Below are 18,312 nucleotides of genomic sequence, written 5' to 3' on the forward strand. Positions count from 1 at the left end.
ACGCTCTAGCCGGAATCCCTGAAGGCTCAGGTTCTGAGCGGCTGCCCCGCGGTCGGCCAGGCGCGGTCGTCCACCGTCAGGAAGGGCTCGTTCAGCACGGCGGCCGGGGTGGTGCCGGTGAACTCCAGGACGTCCCGATGCAGATGCGACTGGTCACAGTAGCCGCCGTCCGCCGCCACTCGGGCTGCGCCTTCGCCCGCGACCAGGCGGTGCGCGGCGTGGTCGAAGCGGATCAGCTTCGCGGCGCTCTTCGGCGGCATGCCGATCTGCGAGCGGAACCGTGTCCATAGGCGCTTGCGGCTCCAGCCGAGTTCGGCCGCCAGGCGGTCGACCCGGACGAGGCCCTGGCTGCCCACGATCCGCCGCCAGGCCCGGGCCACCTCCGGGTCCGCCGGCGACCACGCCGCCAGTCGGCGTGCGAGCAGGGCGTCCGTGAACGCGAATCGGGCCTCCCACGTGGGGATCGCGGCCAGTTGTTCGCGGATCCGTGATGCCTCCCCGCCCCACAGGTCGTCGAGAGGCACCAGCGAACCTGCCAGTTCAGCCGGACCGGCGCCCAGCACCGCGCCGGCGACCACCGGGGACAGACGCACCTGCACGCACTCGGCATCTCCGCCCCACGCCCGAAGCCCGCCCCCTGAGCCGGCCCCCGGCCCGGCGACGAAGCTTCCCCGATGCCGCTGCCCGGCGCCGTCCTCCACGGTGGAAGGGCTCGTCCCGAACTCCAGGATGAGCATCACCGCCGGATGCGGAATCACCCGCAGGCCTTCGACCGGCACGCCGGGGACCCGGAATCCGGCCATGTCGACGCCGGCCACCCGGCTGGGCCGCTGCGGACGTGCGACGTCCCATACAGCGGGATCATCACGTTCACTCGTGGTGCACCCCATCTCCCGATGCTACGCGGGCATGGACGGAACATTTGTCCAATCCGCCGGTACGCACCGGCGCCGACAGTGGTCTCATGACTCCTCCCGACCACCTTCACGAAAACGGCGACGTTCGTGCCACCGGCGACGTACGCGCCCGTGCCGACGAGGAATTGTTCCTCAGCCTGGAGCACGGCGATCTCCACGTCCACCAGGACGGCCCCCGCGACGCCCCGGCACTCCTCCTCATCCATGGATCAGCCGCTTCGATCCGCTCATGGGACGCGCTGGTTCCGCTGCTGACCCCGCTCCACCGCGTCATCCGGATCGATCTGCCGGGCCACGGCCGCTCGGCCGAACCGACCGACGGCGAGTACGCGGTACCCGAGCAGGGGCGCAGGATCGGTACGGCACTGGACCGGCTGGGCGTCCGGCGCGCCACCGTCGTCGGCCACTCCAGCGGAGGCTACGCCGCCACCACGCTCGCCGAGCAACGCCCTGACCTGGTGACCGCGCTCGTACTCATCAGCACGGGCCCCAGCATGGACGCCTTCATCGCACCGGGGTCCACCGCGTTCGACCCTGCACAGTGGCCACCGACCGACGATCAGGTCCGCCAGTTCGCCAGCACCGTTTTCCGCTCTGGTTACCACGTGCCACAAGTACTCATCGACGAACTGCGCGGCATGTCCTACCGTGCGCTCACCGCAGCAACGCAGGCATCCACCGCCTACCTGACCGAGCGGCCGCTCCCGGATCGGCTGACCGCCCTCGGCAAACCGCTACAAGTGATATTCGGCGACCAGGACCGCAGGTGGCGGCCTTCGTCCGCGATCGACTACCGCGTCGTCCCCGGCGCAGAAGTCGAGTTGCTGCCCGGCTGCGGACACTCGCCCATCCTGGAGGAACCGCTGCGGACCGCCGCACTTCTCCTCTCGTTCGTCAAACTCCACACTCCTCCATCAGGCGGGGCTGTCTGAGGTTTCCACGCGACACGACAGGTCGGCGCATGCTGCCCGCAGCATGCGCGTCCCAGCTTCACTTCGCGGCAGACGCGTGCCCCCAGGCCGTCGCCGGTGCGCGCCACAGTCGCCGACGCAACGGTCCGCCGCCGCTCCGGTACGCCACGGAGCTACGAATGCTGCTCGCCGGCCAGTGGCTGGTCCAGAACACGTTGTCGGTCCAGTCCGTGGCGCAACGCCTCGGCTACACCTCCCAGGCCGCCTTCAGCCGCGCCTTCAAACGCGTCACCGGCCGGCCGCAGGGCTCCAGCAGGGCCGCCCGCGCTCAAACACCGCTCTCACGGACTGCTGGTGAGGGGAACTGACGCAAGGGGCATGCGGTGCGTGCCGTTCCTGTCGCTGGCCACGGCAACGAACCGGTCGTCTTCGGCGGCAGGTCGGTGAAGATCGCGACCAGGGGCTGCGGTTTTCCGGGTCCGGCCTTGAACCAGGCGTTCTCGCTCTGTTCCTCGGCTTCGGCGCCCTTTCCCGTGCATTGCCGGCGGTGAGGGGGATCTTCCGGTCGGCCAGGAGGCCGAAGGAGGTTCCGTACCGCTGGTGGTGCTGTGGGGCAGGGGCCGACCTGGGGTGGGTGGTCCTGAACGGTGAAGGTGAGGGTGACGGGTGTGGCGGACGTACCCTGCATGCTGGGACCTCGAAGCACGGGGGGCCGAGGCCGTCCATGCCGGAGAAGCCGAGCAAGGACTCGTCCAGCACCACACCACCCGTGACGCCGGCTGTCAGTTGCTTCTTCCGGGGGCCCAGCGGCATCTCGACCCTGAGCGCGGGCTGCTCAACCGTGCCGGTGATGCAGGTCATCAGCAGCACACGTCTTGCGGAAGCGGCTTCGCTCCTTTCTTCTCGTTCGGCAACGGCAACACGCCCGGCGTCCCGAAAATGGTCAGCAGCTTCCAGGGTCTTCTCGAACCCCAGCGGGCAACTGACCGCACCGTTCGGTGCCGGCTTCAGCTCCGCGTGCTGAAGTTTGTAGTCCCAGCCCTCGGACAGCTTCCGGAACCGACACCGCGTCGCCCTGCCCATGGAGGCGTCGCGCCGGCACCGGCCGGACGGGCCGGGCGTCCGCAACCGTTCCCTCGCGGGCAAAGAGGCCGATGCGCCAGTCTGGTCCCCCCGGCGACGCCAGAATGACCGGGGAGCCGGACCAGGCACCGTTGGCTACCGCTCCGGCACGTATGTCCCGCAACGCAGGTATCGGAGTCGTCCAGAACAGGAGGTGGACCGGCCCGTTCACGGATGCGCGGACACGTCACCCCCGGTGACGGCGCGCACCGCTCCCCGGGCCTCACCCCAGGCCAGACCGTTGATGCGCTCCTTGCCGCCGGCGGAGTCCGCGACGTACCGCCGGCAGGGAACGGATCTCTCGTCGAAGGAGGGCCCCTCGTGGTCCCGCTCACGTTCCACGGCTACGACGACAGCGAACCGGGGAGGGCCTGTGCCCCTGTGAAGCGGTACGTCCGCCTCGTCTTCGCCTGGTCACCCCGTACGTCACCGGCCGGAGGTGCCCGATGACTGCCGCCTATCTCCGGTACCCGCACCTGCACGGTGACCTGGTCACGTGCACGGCGGAGGACGATGTCTGGATCGCACCGCTCGACGGCGGCCGGGCCTGGCGGCTGAGTGCCGACAATCGTCCTGTCACCCGTCCGCGGATATCCCCTGAGGGAACCCACATCGCCTGGGCCTCGACCCGCAACGGCGCGCCCGAGGTGCTCGCGGCGTCGATCGAGGGCGGGCCGGCCGCCCAACTCACCTACTGGGGCAGCCGGGTCACGGTGTGCGGCTGGACACCGGGCGGCGACGTCGTCGCCATCAGCGCGCACGGGCAGCCCTCTTGGTGCCGCAGATGGGCCCATGCCGTGCCGCTCGACGCCGGGCCGGCCCGCAGGCTGCCCTACGGTCCGGTCGGGGACGTGGCCCACGGGCCCGTCGGTCAAGTGCTGCTGCGCTCCGCCGGGTTCGGCGGGGACGCCTCGTCGTGGAAGCGCTACCGGGGCGGCACGGCGGGCAAACTGTGGATCGATCTTGCGGGCGACGGCGAGTTCGTACGTTGTCACCAAGACTTGGCCGGGAACCTCGAATACCCCCTCTGGGCCGGGGAGCGCATCGCCTTCCTCTCCGACCACGAGGGGACCGGCGCGCTGTACTCTTCACGCCCGGACGGCACGGACCTGCGCCGGCACACCCCGCTCGGCGGGTTCTACGCCCGCCACGCCGCGACCGACGGTACCCGCGTCGTCTACATGTCCGCCGGCGACCTGTGGCTGCTGGAGGATCTCGACGGGGCCGAGCCCAGGCTCCTGGACATCCGGCTCGGCGGCCAGCGCACCGACCTCACACCTCGCCCCGTCACCACCGAGCACAACCTCACCGCGGTGTCCCCCGACCACACCGGGCGCGGCAGCGCCGTCACCGTCCGCGGGACCATTCACTGGATCACCCACCGCGACGGCCCGGCCCGCGCGCTCGCCGCACAGCCCGGCGTACGGGCCCGGCTGCCCCAGACCTTCCGCCTGGACGGTGAGGAGCACGTGGTGTGGGTGTCGGATGCCGACGGCGAGGATGCCCTGGAGGTCGCGCCCGCCGGCGGCATGGCGGACAGCGTGACGCCGCGCCGCCTGGGCAGCGGGGAACTGGGCCGGGTACTCGACCTCACCGTCGCCCCTGACGGCAGCCATGCCGCTGTCTGTGCGCATGACGGGCGCGTCCTGCTGCTGGAGCTGGCGTCCGGGCACATACGGGAGCTCGACCGCAGCGAGCACGGCGCGGTCACCGGGCCGGTCTTCTCGCCGGACTCGTCCTGGCTCGCCTGGTCCCACCCCGGCCCCGTGCCGCTACGGCATCTCAAGCTCGCCAACACCTCCGACCTGATGGTCTGTGACGCGACGCCGCTACGTTTCCGGGACTTCTCCCCCGCCTTCACGCTCGACGGCAAACACCTCGCCTTCCTCTCCGAACGTTCCTTCGACCCGGTCTACGACGCACACGTCTTCGACCTCGCCTTCGTCGGCGCGTGCCGCCCGCATCTGATCACCCTGGCCGCGACCACTCCGTCGCCCTTCGGCCCGCAGCGCGCCGGCCGCGCCGTCGAGGCCGAGAAGAAGAACGCGGCGGAGGGGGACGGCGCGCCGCCCGTCACCGCTGTCGACCTCGAAGGGCTCAGCGACCGGATCATTCCCTTCCCCGTGGAGGCCGCCCGGTATTCCGCGCTCCGTGCGGCCACGGACGGCCTTCTCTGGCTGCGCCATCCGGTGCGCGGGGTGCTCGGCGCGGCCCGGGCCACCCCCGATGCCGCCGATCCGAAGAGCACCCTGGAGCGGTACGACTTCGAGAAACAGAAACGCGAGGAACTCGGTTCCGACATCGACTCCTTCGCGGTCACCGGCGACGGCAAGCGACTGCTGCTGCGCTCGGACGGCACACTGCGCCTCGTACCGGCCGACCGCCGCCCCTCGAAGGAGGAGAGCGACACCAACATCACCGTCGACCTCGCCCGTGTCCGGCACACCCTCGCCCCGGCCGCCGAATGGCGCCAGATGTACGACGAGGCGGGCCGGTTGATGCGCGACAACTTCTGGCGCCCCGACCTCGGCGGCAACGACTGGACCGCCGTCCTGGACCGCTACCGCCCGCTGCTGGAGCGCATCGCCACCCACGACGACCTCATCGACCTCCTCTGGGAGGTCCAGGGCGAACTAGGCACCTCGCACGCCTATGTCTCCCCGACCGGCGGTTACAACAAAGCCACCCGGCAGGGGTTGCTGGGCGCCGACCTCTCCCGCCACGAGGACGGTGCCTGGCGCATCGACCGCGTCCTGCCTTCCGAGACCTCCGACCCCGACGCCCGGTCCCCCCTGGCCGCGCCCGGTGTCGCCGTGCGCGCGGGCGACGCGGTCGTCGCCGTCGGCGGCAGGCCCGTCGATCCCACCACCGGGCCGGGCCCGCTCCTGGTCGGCTCCGCGGGACAGCCCGTCGAACTGACGGTCCGCCCGGCGGGCGGCGGTGGCCTTCGCCACGCCGTCGTCATCCCGGTCGCCGACGAAAGGCCGCTGCGCTACCACGCCTGGGTCGCCGACCGGCGGGCCCACGTCCACGAGGCATCCGGCGGCCGGCTCGGCTACCTCCACGTCCCCGACATGGTCGGCTCGGGCTGGGCCCAGCTCCATCGCGATCTGCGGGTCGAAGTCGCCCGCGAGGGGCTGGTGTTGGACGTACGGGAGAACAGCGGCGGCCACACCTCTCAACTCGTCGTCGAGAAACTGGCCCGCCGCGTCATCGGCTGGACACTGCCGCGCGGAGCCCAGCCGTACAGCTATCCGCGTGACGCCCCGCGCGGTCCGATCGTCGCCGTCGCCAACGAATTCTCCGGATCCGACGGCGACATCGTGAACGCCGTCATCAAGGCGCTCGGCATCGGCCCGGTCGTCGGCACCCGCACCTGGGGCGGCGTCATCGGCATCGACTCGCGTTACCACCTCGTCGACGGCACCCTGGTCACGCAGCCCAAGTACGCCTCCTGGTTCGAAGGGCACGAGTGGGGCGTCGAGAACTACGGCGTCGAACCGGACGTCGAGGTCCCCCAGACCCCGCAGGACCACGCCGCGGGACGCGACCCCCAGCTCGACGAGGCGATCAGGATCACCCTGGCTGCGCTGCGCGGGAACCCGGCGAAATCTCCGCCCTCGCTGCCTTCACTGCCCCCGCTGCCGGACCGCCCCTGACAGGGCTTCGGTCCGTCGCCCGCACCGTACGGGGCCGCGACGCGAGGTGTCGGCCGGGCGGCCGCAAGGCGTGCTTTTGAAGACCAGGAGGCGGGGTTCGGGTGCGGAACGTCCAGCAGGCCGCGGGGCATTGGTATGGACCTGAGTCGGTACGACTCGGGCACCCTGTCCCGGTATACGGGCGCCGCACCCGGCAGTAACGCCCGCCCCGCCCTTCCCACCTGCCTCTACCAGTTTTGCCGTGCCACATTCCCGGGCCCCGAAGGAGATCATCGGGTTCACACGACGGCGACTTTAGCCGCCGTTTACACGTGCCTGGTGGACACGCGCGAGCACTGTGTAAGAATTGTCGACGCACATCTCACCTCCCCACGTGGACATGCGCGAAGACGAAAAAACCCTGTGTGCAAACGCGGCCCAGCGGGTGGCAATACTTCCCGGACGGCTGTTCTGTTCCACCAGCTCCCAGGTGAAGGGTTGTTATGAACGACATGAACCGCGGGTTTCCCACGGCCGGCGTTCGCCATTCTCCCGTCATCCCGTCGGCCTGCGATCCGGCAGAGCGGACGATGCGGAACATCTTCGGCGCACTTTATGCCAGCGACTCCTGGAAGCTGTTTCCCGGCGGCGACGGCAAGCACGAGAACCTGTCACGTTCGGGCAGCGGATCCGACCTCGTACAGACCGCATCCCTCCGTCGGGCACTTCCCGAGCTGATCTCGCAGCTCGGCGTCCGCAGCTTCCTCGACATGCCGTGCGGGGACTTCTACTGGATGTCCCAGGTGGAACTGGGGGTGGATTCGTACCTCGGCGCCGACATCGTTCCTGAAGTCGTAGAAGAGAATGAACGGAAGTTCGGACGGCCGGGCCGTGGTTTCCGCGTGCTCGACATCACGCGCAGCCGGATTCCCCAGGTCGACATGATTTTTTCCCGGGACTGTCTGGTGCACTTCAGCAATGCCGATGTACGGGCGGCGCTGCAGAACGTCAAACGCAGCCGCTCCACCTACTTCGCGACGACCACCTTCACCGGCCGGACCGGTAACGCCGACGACATCGAAACCGGCGGCTGGCGCTCCCTCAACCTGTGCCGGGCGCCGTTCTCGCTCCCCGCTCCCCTGCACCTCATCGACGAGAACTGCACAGAGGTCTACGAGTCGGAGAAAGACGGAGCAAGGATCGAGCATCGCTTCGCCGACAAATCGATCGGTGTCTGGCGGACCGCCGACCTGCAGGTCCTCCCGGCCACGGGAGGTCTGTAAGCATTACCGGTACGGGATGTCACGACAGTAACCAGAGGCCCGGAGTCCATGAACGTACGCTCATGTGATGCGCGAATGGCCGGAATACTCGTAGTCGACGAGAGGTACTTCCCGGAGAGCGAGCTGGAGCCGGCGCAGGTCGGAGCCACCTCGTTCGCCCGCTCCGCACTGCGCTGCCTGCGGAACGCCGGGCTCTCCGCCGGGGTGATCCTCTACAAACGGGATGAAGAACTGACGGAGCCCCAGGTCGCTCTCGTACACCGGTCGGCCTTCCGCTGCGCCACGCTCCTCTTCCACTTCGACATGGACGCAGCCGCCGTGAGCCGCGCTGTCGCCGAAGCGGCGCATGTTCGTGCTCCAGCACTCACGACTGCAACGGGAATACCTGGTCAGCCGAGGCGTCGACGAACGACGGATCCGCGCGGTGCGGCCGCCGACAACGCCGTCCACGGTGCCGGAGCCGCTCCGGGACGGTCGGCTGAGATCGTTCGTCGAGGACGCCGAGCTGCTCGTCTTCACCGCCGTCGCACGGCTGGACTACTTCAAGAACGTCGAACTCCTCATCAGCGGCTGCGTCCAAGCGCGCAAGCGAGGGGGCCCCTGCGGTTTCTGATCGCCGGGGACAGCCCTGATGACGCCGTCGCGCGCGAGGCGCTGCGTGCTCGCGTACCGAGGGAGCGCCGCGCGGAATTCCTAACAATCGGAAAACTCTCCAAGACACAGCTCCACGCCCTGTTCAGCCTGGCACGGCCCGACGGAATCTTCGTCTGCTCCTCACAGTACGAGACGTGGGGCATCACGCCGCTCGAAGCCGCACTCTCGGGTGTCTGCACCTTGATGCCCGAAACCGACAAGGTGGAGGCAGACAGGTTCTTTCCGGTCGCGCACCGATTTCCGCCCAGCAGCGACGGCCTGGCCGAGGCGATCGAGTTCCTGTACGCGGGCTCTTCGGGCGCCCAGCACCTCGGCGAAGAACTGCGGGAGCACGTCGCGGCCGAGGTCTCCGAGGAGAACTTCCAACGGGACACGCTCAGCGCCCGGGCCCACTTCTCACGAGTCGCCCGGCAGACGGACAGGTGAGTCCGGACTCCGGACCGGTGGAGCGCGTATCGCCGCCGCCTGTGCCCGACGGCGGCGACCGTTCGCCGCGGCCTGCCGACCGACTGGGGTGAACGGGCCCTGAACGCTCCACGTGAGGACATGCGATCAAGGTACCGGCCGAGTAACCCGGTGCCGGAACCGTAGGCGCCAGGCCGCGGCCCCGCCACGGGCGCCGGCGGTTCATGGTCCTGCGTGCCGGGTCCGAGGCACCAGGGAGCCGCCTCACACCGGACCGGCCGTCACCATTGCGTCGGCGTGGCCGCGCCTCCTATATTCTGAACATGTTCGCTGAACACGTTCAGCCAACCCGCGCTGAACAGAAACGACGTACCGCTGCCCGCATCACCGACGCTGCCGCGCGACTCTTCACCGAGCAGGGCTTCCAGGGCACGACGGTGCGCCAGATCGCCGCCGCGGCGGGGGTTTCCGTAGGGGCGGTCATGGCGGTCGGGGACAAGGAGTCGCTGCTGAGCCTGGTCTACGACCGGGCCATCGCCGCCCGTGTCCCCGCGCCGCCGACGGCGGGGTCCACCACTTCCGCGGTCGACTACCTGTCCCACTACTTCGCCCCCTTCCTCGACCTGTTCACCGAGAACGAGGAGCTGGCGCGCGCCTACTTCCGGGCCCTGACCCGCGGACGCCCCGAGAACGCGGCCAACGCGGCCCTCGGCACACTGCGCACGCTGACCGAGAGCAACCTGACCACCGCGATGGTGAACGCGGGCACGCAGGACGCGCACGCGCGACTCGGCGCGCAGGTCATGTTCGCCAGCTACCTGGGTGAGCTGATGCTCCTCGCCGCGGGAACCACCGATCCCCGGCAAACGGCTTCCAGAATCCGGGCCACCGCCGAATTCATCACCTCGCAAGGCAGGAACTGAGCGATGACTCTCTCCGAACTCCCCTCCCCGGTCTGGCCGATCCTGGTCCTCCTCGTGATCCAGGCCGGCGACACCCTGATGATGGTCCGTCCACCGAAGTTCATAGTCGACTGCCTGGAAGGCGTAGGGTTCCCGCGTGACTGGTGGTGGGTGCTGATCACTGCCAAAGCGGCCTCGGTCGCAGGGCTCGTCGTGGGGCTCCGGGTGCCGGGTGTCGCCATGACGACCACCGCGGCGATCGTGGTCTACTTCCTCGCGGCCGGCGCATCCCATGTGCGCGCCAGAGCCCTCAACTCCACCTTCTGGGTCAACTGTCTCGGCATGTTCCTGCTGTCCCTGGCCGTACTCGTGGTGAGCTTCGTGCGCTGGTGACGCGCGGCACGTCGGCTGTGGAACCGCTCGGAGTTCATCGGCAAGAACCGTCGGCCGGGGTTCCGGCCGACGGTCTGAGGGGTGCATGGGGCGCGGGCCGGTACGGTCCGGGCCCAGTCCGGCCTCTAGTGGAACAGGCGGTCTCCGCTGTTGGCCATCCGGTGGGAGCCGCTGTGACGGTTCACCCAGTCACGGATGAGGTTGATGGCGTTGGCGCACTGCCAGCTGTTGTCGTACTCGCGCTCTCCGGTGAAGGCGGCGTAGCCCGCGATGATGCCGTCCACCCGTGCGTCGCCCAGCAGTTTGTCGACGTACCACGGGTCGTTGTAGGTGGCCGTCCAGGAAAGGGTGGCCGCGAGCTGTCCGGCGGCGCGGTCGGCGGCGCCCTTCTTCAGTTCGGCGCACGTGTTCCACGTGGCTTCCGTGCAGTTGCCGAATCCGTTGGTGATGTTGGTGTCGCCGTAGTCCATCACCCGGCGGCCGGTCGGGAATCCGGAACCGGACTGGTTGAAGGCGTTGCGGACCTTGTCGCGGCTCCCGGTCGTGGTGATGCCCTCCAGCTTGCCGAGCTTGCCCTCCAGGCTCTTCCAGCCCCTGCCGCCGACGTCCGGCGTGTTGCCGCCGTGGTACTCGAAGAAGCCGTAGAGCACCTGGATTCCGGCAGCCGTCAGCCGCTGTGCCTTGTCGCGCAGTCCGGCGACACTGCACGTACGGTTCTCCGCTTCTCCGCAGTAGTTCGGGTCCTTGATGTCCAGCCAGACCAGCGACAGTCGGCGCCCCGCGTTGGCGTTGGAGATGATGCGGTCGAGCATGCTGTCGAAGCTGGGGCCCCGCCGGTTGTCACCGGCCGAGGAACAGTCGTGCCAAGCACGCCATTCGTTCGGGTTCCACCAGGCACAGACATCGATCTCGATGGCGTTGGCACCATGGTTGATCGCGGCGTCCACGCCGTCCACGGTGTTGACCCGGTGCGCGATGGCGTAGATCGCGTGACGTTGGTCGGCTGCTGCCGCCGGGGTCGCGCTGAGCGCGGTGGCACCGAGGATTCCGCACAGTGCCGCTATCAGGGCCCGTACGATCCGCGGGCCGACGCCTTTTCTACGGTGAGTGGTCAAGAAGGGTGCTCCTCATGTCGGTCTGCAGAAGCGGAGAGCTGCCGGCAGCGCGGCAGACAGGGGACGTTACGGTGCGTCGACGCGTCCGGTAGGGGTGGCTCGGGACCTCGGCCGAGCTTCAGATGTGCGGGGCGCGGCCGCCGTCGCGACAGTGCTCGGGGCCGTGTCTCCTCGCCCCGGTGGGCGTGGGCCCGGCAGGTGTCGCGCAGGGTGTCCGCGCCACTTCGGCGCCGTCTCCGTCCTTGTGCCGGACGGGATGCCGCCTCCTCGCGCGTCGGTTTGGCCGCCGCTGTCCCCACGGCGCTCCTCTTCTGTACAACGTGACGGCGACAAGCCGTCTTTCCGCCGCGAAAGTATCGCGCCCGGCACCCTTTTCGTGACTGGTTATCAGCCGGTTTCCAGCAGCAAATGGCCATTATGCCGTTCCCGTGGGATCTGGCGGACCGGATGCTTCCACCAGGTCCGTGCATGCTGAAACTGACGCCCCCGTGCAGCGGCCACCGTTGCGAGGCCGTACGGCGCGGGCCCGAACCTCGGCGCCGCCTGCCACGCTGTGACGTCGCTGGACGACAACCACCCAGGGGCCGGGATCGGTACCGGCAAAGGAAAACGGAAGGATCAGCGCGCGCTCGGTCACCCTCGACTCCTGCCTGCGCCCGAAATACGGAAATGCAGACGTGCCCCCGCAGTCGACCGCCTCGATCGGCACCCCGCACCTGCTCCTCGATCGCATCGGACACCCCGATGAACACCACCTTCCGGCATACGGCAGGAGGACTTCCGCGAGCGCGTGGACGGCGGCCGCGATACACGGCTCCGCGTGGCTCACCCGGTGACAGGTGAGGGCGAAAAGCGCGGCCTCGACCACGGTTTCGTCGCTCATCGAGACGACGGGGTCCTGCTTTCCCGTCCAGGGATTCTCGTAGGAAGGGAACCGCAGTATGTGACGCACCGCGAATTCGAGGATGGCGCCCGTCCGGCCACGGAGGTACGTCCCGTCCGCGGCGGTGCCCGCCGGCGAACCGGCGGGCACCTGGACCTGGCTGGGCAAGGTCGCCCCAGACGCTCTCCGCGGCCGACTCGGTGTCCGAGTCCGACGCGTTCGACCAGTGCGCTGAGATGATCACGGGATGCCTGCCGTGGTCGGTCGAGCTGTCCGCCGAGCAGGCCGATCAGGCCGGTCGATGACAGCGTGAGTCGTTCTTTGGAGTGATGATGACCGAAGCGCGAGCTCTTAATGTCGGGCGCATGGGAGTACTCGATGGCGTGTGGCCCCGATGGAGTGCTGACGTCGGGCTGGTCGCGCTGACATGTCTGCCACCGCTGCTGTCGCAGCCGTACGTGGACACGTCAGGGGTGGCGTGGTGGTCGCTCGTCGGCTGCGAAGCGGTGACCGTGGCGGTGCTGGTACTGCGTCGGCGGCTGCCGGTCACGGCCTTTGTGGCGGGCCTGGGAGCACTCGTGGCGGCGCTGGTGGGAAGCGCCGGTCAGGACGCCAAACTGACCCCGCTGATCTTCCTGCCGCTCGCCGTACTCCTCTACAACCTGGGCAGCTACCGCACGAGCTGGGTACGCACCGTGCTGGCGATGCTCGGCGGCGGCGCGCTGATCGCGATCGGCCTGGGGGTGAACCAGCTGACCGCGGACGCCGGTGAGTTCCGGGGCGGCCTGGACATTCTCGCCTCCCTGGCTCCGATGCCGCTGTCGTGGGTGATGGGTTTCGCCGCACGTACCCGCCGTGTACTGCTCGCCGCGGCCGAGCAGCGGGTGGCCGACGCGGACCGCGCACAGCGTCTGCAGGCGGCGCAGGCCGCGCAGCGGGAGCGGGCACGGATCGCCCGCGAGATGCACGACGTGGTCGCGCACTCCCTCACCCTGCTCGTCGTACACGCGGAAACCCTGCGCGCTCGGGGTGACGAGCTGCCCGACTGGGCCCGTACCCAGATCGACGGGCTGGCGGCGGCGGGCCGCCAGACCGGTGGTGAGCTGCGCGATCTGCTCCGGATGCTGCGCGATCCCGCCGAAGCGGCCCCGCTCCAGCCGGTGCCCGGCCTCGGAGAGCTGGATGTGTTGTTGGACAGCCACCGTGCCGCGGGAGGCTCGGTCGAGGTGCATGTGGGAACGGAGCTGGAAAGGTTGCCGCATCCGGTGCAGTTGGCGGGGTACCGCATCGTGCAGGAATCACTGGCCAACGCCCGCCGCCACGCGCCCGGAGCGCCGGTCCGGCTCACCCTCGACGCCGCCGCCGGACAACTGCGCTTCGAGGTGGTGAACGGCCGCGCGGCGCGGCGCGGCACAGCGGGCGCGGGGGTCGGGCTCGGTCTGGTCAGCATGCGGGAGCGGGTGGACGCGCTGGGCGGGGAACTCACCGCCGGCCCGACCGGCGACGGCGGATTCCGTGTCGAGGCCACGATGCCGCTGGAGACCGCCGATGTCTGAGCGGATCAGTGTGCTCGTGGTGGACGACGAGCCGGTCATCCGCGCCGGCCTGAGCGCGATCCTGGACAGTCAGGCGGATCTCACCGTGGCCGGCACCGCGGGCAACGGGGAGGAGGCCGTCGAGGAGTGCGCGCGGCTGAGGCCGCGCGTACTGCTGCTGGACGTCCGCATGCCCCGCCGGGACGGGCTGTGGGCGCTGGCCGAGCTGGGCCGCCGGCAGCTGCTCGGGCCGGGGCGGAGCCAGGTGCTCATGCTGACGACGTTCGATCTGGACGAGTACGTGGACGAGGCGCTGGCCGCCGGGGCGGCCGGGTTCCTGTTGAAGAACAGTTCGTACGAGGAGCTGACCGGGGCGGTGCGGGCGGCCGCGGCCGGGCACAGTGCGCTGAGTCCGGCGGTGACCCGGCGGATCATCGAGGGGCATCTGAGCACCCGGCGTCAGCCGGACGGCCATGAGCTGGCCCGGCTGAGGGACCTCACCGAGCGGGAGCACGCCGTACTGCGGCTGGTCGGGGACGGGCTGAGCAACGCCGAAATAGCGGACCGGCTCGTGGTGAGCCTGCACACGGTGAAGACGCACGTCAGCCGGATGCTCGCGAAGACCGGCTGCCAGAGCCGGGCGCAGGCGGCGGTACTGGCCAGGAACACACTGTCCTGACCGCCCCGAGCGGACGGGACACCGGCCCTCCCTGGCGCTGCTCGTCACTCCTCCGAGTGACCCGGAGCCCACAGAAGGCCCGCCAACGAGCGATGTGCCGGGTGGCCGGCGCTGGCTGAATGGTTGCTGTGCGGCGGGCCCGCCATGAAGCCCCTCAGGGGAGGAATTCCGGCCCTCGACGCACGCGACCACCTGTCATGCGCCGAAGGGAACTGTCATGTCCGCACTCTCAACGTCTCGCCGCCGGATTCTGCACGGGGCGCTGACCATGACCTTGGTGACCGGTATGGGCGGAGCGCTCACGGCCTGCTCGGAGACGGACACGGATGCGGGTGCGGGTGCGGCGAAGACGTCGGCCAGGCAGGAGACGTCGGGCGCGCAGGCCGACAAGCGCCTGGCCGATCTCGCGCAGAAGGCGGCGGACGGGGGCTCCGCCGGGGTGATCGTCCGGGTCGTTCGCGGGAGTGGGGCACCCGTGGACATCGCACGGCAGGCCGCCTGGACGAAAGCCGATCACCGCCTCGCCGCCGACGACCAGTTCAGGGTCGGGTCCAACACCAAGACGGTCACCGCCACTCTCGTCCTGCAACTGGTCGCCGACGGCAAGGTCGGCCTGGACGACACGGTGGAGAAGTGGCTGCCCGGACTCGTGCGGGGCGGCAAGGACATCACCGTACGCATGCTCCTCAACCACACCAGCGGCCTGGGCGACTTCCTGCTGACGCCGGAATTCCTGCCCTCCCTCACGGGCCAGGAGCGGCGCACCTGGCGAGCGGAGGACCTCCTCGCCATCACTCCCCCGCAGGATCCGCCGGCCGCGCCCGGCAAGAAGCACTTCTACAGCAACGCCAACTACGCGGCTCTGGGTCTGATTCTCCAGAAGGCCACCGGGAAGAGCCTCACCGAGCTGATCGAGCGAAGGATCACCAAGCCACTGGGCATGAAGGACTCATTCCTGGCCACGGACGCGGGCTGGAGCGCCGGCAAGCAGCACGTGACCGGTTACGAGCCGGGCGCCAAGCAGCTCAAGAGCCTTCTCGCACCGACCGTGGACCTGCCCGAAGGCATTGGCTTTGCCGGCCCTGGACGTCCCGGGGGCACCATCGACACCTCCCGTATCGACCCGAGCTGGTCCGGCGCGGCAGGCGGCATGGTCTCCACCGCACGGGACTGGCAGCGCTTCCTGACCGCGCTCATGTCCGGCAAGCTGCTGCCCGAGGCCCAAATGAAGCAGATGCGCACCACCGTTCCCGCCGCCGAGGAAGGCGGCGGCTACGGTCTGGGCCTGATGAAGGTGGACACCCCCTGCGGCACCGTCTGGGGTCACACCGGCGGCCTGCCCGGCTACTCCAGCGAGATCTACACCGACGCGGACGGCCACCGGAGCGTCGCGGTCCTGACGAGCACGAACTTCGGCATCAAGGAGAAGGCGGCCGCAGGCACGAACAAGGCCCTCGTCGATGAGGCAGCCTGCTCCATGCTGGGCACGTCGCGCCCTTCCGCGAGCCCGGCCGGATAGCCGGTGCGGACATCGCCGTCGCCTGCGACCAGGCCGGTGGCAGCCGAGACCGCGGGCGTCGGCTGCCGAGGGCCCCGGACCGTGCCGGCAGGCCCCGAGGCCCCAAAGGCCCCGGCCCCATACGGACCACGTGCAATGATCCGCTCATGGCAAGGAACCACTCCGACACCGAATACCTCGTGGACAACCGACAGGCCGAGGCGGGTGAGCGGTTCGCCGAGCTGTCGGCGCTCTTCGACCCGTCGACGTGCCGGCACTTCGAGACGGTCGGGGTCGGTGCGGGGTGGCAGTGTTGGGAGGTCGGTGCCGGTGAGCCCACGGTTCCTGCCTGACTGGCCGAGCGTGTCGGCCCGGCCGGGTACGTGGGTGCCACCAACATCGACACCTCCTGGATGCGCGCGGCCGCGGGTTACGAGGTACTGCGCCACGACGTGGCGGTCCAGGCCCGGCCCGAGGGAGGCCCTTTCGACCTGGTCCATGCCCGGCTCGTGCTGGTCCACGTCGCCGAGCGGCACCAGGCCCTGCGGTCCATGGCCGAGGCGCTGCACCCCGGTGGTTGGCTGGTGGTGGAGGACGGTGACCCGGCGTTGCAGCCTCTGATCTGTCCCGACGAGTACGGGCCCGGGCAGGAGCTGGCGAACCGCCTGCGCCGCGGCTTCCGCGAGCTGCTGCGGCAGCGCGGCGCGGACCTGGCGTACGGGCGCAAGCTGCCGCGGCTGTTGCGTGCGGCCGGACTGGCCGAAATCGGGGCCGGCGCCTACTTCCCCCTCACTTCCCCCGCGTGCGCCGAGCTGGAGCGGGCCACCGTCCACCAGGTCCGCGACAAGCTCGTCGCGGCGGGGGCGGCCACTGAAGAAGAGATCGACCGGCACCTGGCGAACATCGCCGCCGGCGGGCTCGACCTGGCCACCGCGCCGATGGTCTCCGCTCGGGGCCGCCGCCCGGTGTCGGCGGCCGGAGTCGACCCCTGAGGTTCACTCCCCACTGCGGCGGTCCCCACTGAATGCGCTCGCGCCCGTTTCCTTGTTCATTCCGCCGAACCATTCCGCTACGTTGGATTCCGCGAGCATGGAAAGTGTCCGTGTGTTCACGCTCGTTCAGCTTCTTTCGGTCGGGGTGTCGAGGTGGTTCGGCGATGGGTGAAGAGCTGGCGCTGAGGGTCGGCCCGTCGCGGATGGAGATGGCGTACGAATGCTTCGGTGACGATCACGCGCCGCCCGTGTTGTTGGTGATGGGCGGCGGTGCGCAGATGATCGCCTGGCCGGAGGAGTTCTGTGCCGAGCTGGTCCGCAGCGGCCTGCGAGTGATCCGGTTCGACAATCGGGACGCCGGCCGGTCGTCGCGCTTCCCCGACCTGACGGGCCCCGATCTGCCGGACCCGGACCCGCAGGACCTCGACCTGCCGGGCCCGGACGTGCGGACGGTGCTGACCGGCGACTCCTCCCTGGCGCCTTACACGTTGTCCGACATGGCCGATGACATCGTCGGACTGCTCGACGTGCTGCAGGTGCGGAGCGCCCATCTGGTGGGCGCGTCGCTGGGCGGGATGATCGCCCAGACCATGGCCGTCGAGCACCCCGAGCGCACCCGCTCACTGACGTCGATGATGTCCAGCACCGGTGACCGCGCCGTCGGCCGCCCCGACGCCACGGCGCTCGCCGGGCTGGGAACGCCTCCGCAGGACCGCCGGAGTTTCATCGCCTGGCAGGTCCGGGCCCTACGGGCCGTGGCGTCGCCGGGATTCGCGTTCGACGAAGCCGCGGCCACGGAGCGGGCCGAGCGTGCCTACGACCGGGGGCACGACCCTGCCGGCATGGTGCGTCAGTTCGCCGCGGCCAGGGCCTCCGGCGACCGTACGGCACGGCTGCGGTCGGTACGGGTTCCGGCGCTCGTCATCCACGGGACCGACGACGTGCTGATCGACATGAACGGCGGGCGAGCCACCGCCGCGGCCATTCCCGGCGCCGAGCTGGCCATCATCGACGGCATGGGACACAGCATCCCGCGCGAACTGTGTCCGCAACTCGTCATGCTCATCGCCCACCTGATCCACCGCGTGGAGACGACGCCGCGACGGTGCGCCCAAGGACCTCTCCGGGTCGGTTGACCGCTGTCACCGCGCCGAACCGCGCTGCGGGGCACAGCGGGCGGATAGATGCCGATTTGTTAGCGAAGTGGCAGCGCTTGATGATCTGTGGCGCCAAGTGATAATTCTTCTGCGGGGCGCGCTTTGCTCCCTTCAGCGCCTCATCAACCGAAAGGTGAGTCATCGATGCGGATGCCTCTGTGCCCGCCGACCGCCGTCGGCTCGCCCGGCAGCGCCCTCACCGCTGACGCCTTTGCGCTGTTCGGAGCG

Annotated in this window: 16 protein-coding genes and 1 pseudogene; 13 read left to right on the top strand and 4 right to left on the bottom strand. The window is 69.7% G+C overall.

All coding sequences use genetic code 11. The features are described from left to right. Positions 1–26 precede the first annotated feature (26 nt). Positions 27–890 carry a helix-turn-helix domain-containing protein gene (locus ACZ4QV_RS31590; RefSeq protein ID WP_361154780.1) on the bottom strand — a complete coding sequence of 288 codons (864 nt, stop codon included), beginning with the start codon at positions 888–890 and terminating at the stop codon, positions 27–29. 74 nt (positions 891–964) lie between these two features. Here ACZ4QV_RS31590 and ACZ4QV_RS31595 point away from each other — a divergent pair, with 74 nt between their 5' ends. Both ACZ4QV_RS31595 and ACZ4QV_RS31600 read left to right on the top strand, forming a co-directional pair. Next, positions 965–1,849, top strand: coding sequence for an alpha/beta fold hydrolase (locus ACZ4QV_RS31595; RefSeq protein ID WP_467763721.1), 885 nt, complete (start codon positions 965–967; stop codon positions 1,847–1,849). A 29-nt stretch (positions 1,850–1,878) separates the two neighbouring features. Beyond that, positions 1,879–2,196 (top strand): helix-turn-helix domain-containing protein, encoded by a 318-nt coding sequence (locus ACZ4QV_RS31600; RefSeq protein WP_361635032.1) that lies wholly within the window; start codon positions 1,879–1,881, stop codon positions 2,194–2,196. A 922-nt stretch (positions 2,197–3,118) separates the two neighbouring features. Here the strand turns inward: ACZ4QV_RS31600 and ACZ4QV_RS31605 are convergent. After that, positions 3,119–3,292, bottom strand: a complete 174-nt coding sequence (locus tag ACZ4QV_RS31605; RefSeq protein ID WP_361154782.1) for a hypothetical protein — start codon at positions 3,290–3,292, stop codon at positions 3,119–3,121. A 104-nt stretch (positions 3,293–3,396) separates the two neighbouring features. Between ACZ4QV_RS31605 and ACZ4QV_RS31610 the strand changes: the two genes are divergently transcribed. Together ACZ4QV_RS31610 and ACZ4QV_RS31615 are read left to right on the top strand one after the other, a co-directional pair. After that, positions 3,397–6,609, top strand: a complete 3,213-nt coding sequence (locus tag ACZ4QV_RS31610) for a S41 family peptidase (protein WP_467763722.1) — start codon at positions 3,397–3,399, stop codon at positions 6,607–6,609. 482 nt (positions 6,610–7,091) lie between these two features. After that, complete coding sequence (locus ACZ4QV_RS31615; RefSeq protein WP_467763723.1) at positions 7,092–7,871, top strand: class I SAM-dependent methyltransferase; 780 nt, start codon at positions 7,092–7,094, stop codon at positions 7,869–7,871. A 60-nt stretch (positions 7,872–7,931) separates the two neighbouring features. On the opposite strand, the gene ACZ4QV_RS31620 is transcribed toward ACZ4QV_RS31615, so the two are convergent. After that, positions 7,932–8,219, bottom strand: coding sequence for a hypothetical protein (locus ACZ4QV_RS31620; RefSeq protein ID WP_361154785.1), 288 nt, complete (start codon positions 8,217–8,219; stop codon positions 7,932–7,934). Here ACZ4QV_RS31620 and ACZ4QV_RS31625 point away from each other — a divergent pair. The 4 genes from ACZ4QV_RS31625 (at position 8,218) to ACZ4QV_RS31640 (ending at position 10,225) form a co-directional block, all read left to right on the top strand. Beyond that, on the top strand, positions 8,218–8,484 hold the full coding sequence (locus tag ACZ4QV_RS31625; RefSeq protein WP_361154787.1) for a glycosyltransferase family protein: 267 nt from the start codon (positions 8,218–8,220) through the stop codon (positions 8,482–8,484). The genes ACZ4QV_RS31620 and ACZ4QV_RS31625 overlap by 2 nt on opposite strands. A gap of 224 nt (positions 8,485–8,708) precedes the next feature. Beyond that, positions 8,709–8,951, top strand: coding sequence for a hypothetical protein (locus ACZ4QV_RS31630; protein WP_467763724.1), 243 nt, complete (start codon positions 8,709–8,711; stop codon positions 8,949–8,951). A gap of 302 nt (positions 8,952–9,253) precedes the next feature. After that, positions 9,254–9,853 (top strand): TetR/AcrR family transcriptional regulator, encoded by a 600-nt coding sequence (locus tag ACZ4QV_RS31635; RefSeq protein WP_361587081.1) that lies wholly within the window; start codon positions 9,254–9,256, stop codon positions 9,851–9,853. A gap of 3 nt (positions 9,854–9,856) precedes the next feature. Continuing rightward, positions 9,857–10,225, top strand: a complete 369-nt coding sequence (locus ACZ4QV_RS31640) for a DoxX family protein (protein ID WP_361154790.1) — start codon at positions 9,857–9,859, stop codon at positions 10,223–10,225. Between the two features lie 125 nt (positions 10,226–10,350). On the opposite strand, the gene ACZ4QV_RS31645 is transcribed toward ACZ4QV_RS31640, so the two are convergent. Continuing rightward, on the bottom strand, positions 10,351–11,340 hold the full coding sequence (locus ACZ4QV_RS31645) for a PI-PLC domain-containing protein (protein WP_361154791.1): 990 nt from the start codon (positions 11,338–11,340) through the stop codon (positions 10,351–10,353). 1,248 nt (positions 11,341–12,588) lie between these two features. Here ACZ4QV_RS31645 and ACZ4QV_RS31650 point away from each other — a divergent pair. The 5 genes and pseudogenes from ACZ4QV_RS31650 (at position 12,589) to ACZ4QV_RS31670 (ending at position 18,063) form a co-directional block, all read left to right on the top strand. Next, positions 12,589–13,779: a sensor histidine kinase gene (locus ACZ4QV_RS31650; protein ID WP_361154792.1), complete on the top strand. Its 1,191-nt coding sequence runs from the start codon at positions 12,589–12,591 to the stop codon at positions 13,777–13,779. Next, complete coding sequence (locus tag ACZ4QV_RS31655) at positions 13,772–14,437, top strand: response regulator transcription factor (protein ID WP_361154794.1); 666 nt, start codon at positions 13,772–13,774, stop codon at positions 14,435–14,437. The genes ACZ4QV_RS31650 and ACZ4QV_RS31655 overlap by 8 nt, the downstream gene beginning before the upstream one ends. A gap of 217 nt (positions 14,438–14,654) precedes the next feature. After that, positions 14,655–15,956 (top strand): serine hydrolase domain-containing protein, encoded by a 1,302-nt coding sequence (locus ACZ4QV_RS31660; RefSeq protein ID WP_467763725.1) that lies wholly within the window; start codon positions 14,655–14,657, stop codon positions 15,954–15,956. 146 nt (positions 15,957–16,102) lie between these two features. Then, positions 16,103–16,927, top strand: a pseudogene (locus ACZ4QV_RS31665) (methyltransferase domain-containing protein). Between the two features lie 164 nt (positions 16,928–17,091). Then, complete coding sequence (locus ACZ4QV_RS31670) at positions 17,092–18,063, top strand: alpha/beta fold hydrolase (protein ID WP_361635006.1); 972 nt, start codon at positions 17,092–17,094, stop codon at positions 18,061–18,063. The last annotated feature ends 249 nt before the right edge of the window (positions 18,064–18,312 follow it).

The organism is Streptomyces sp. NPDC026394 (assembly GCF_055567735.1).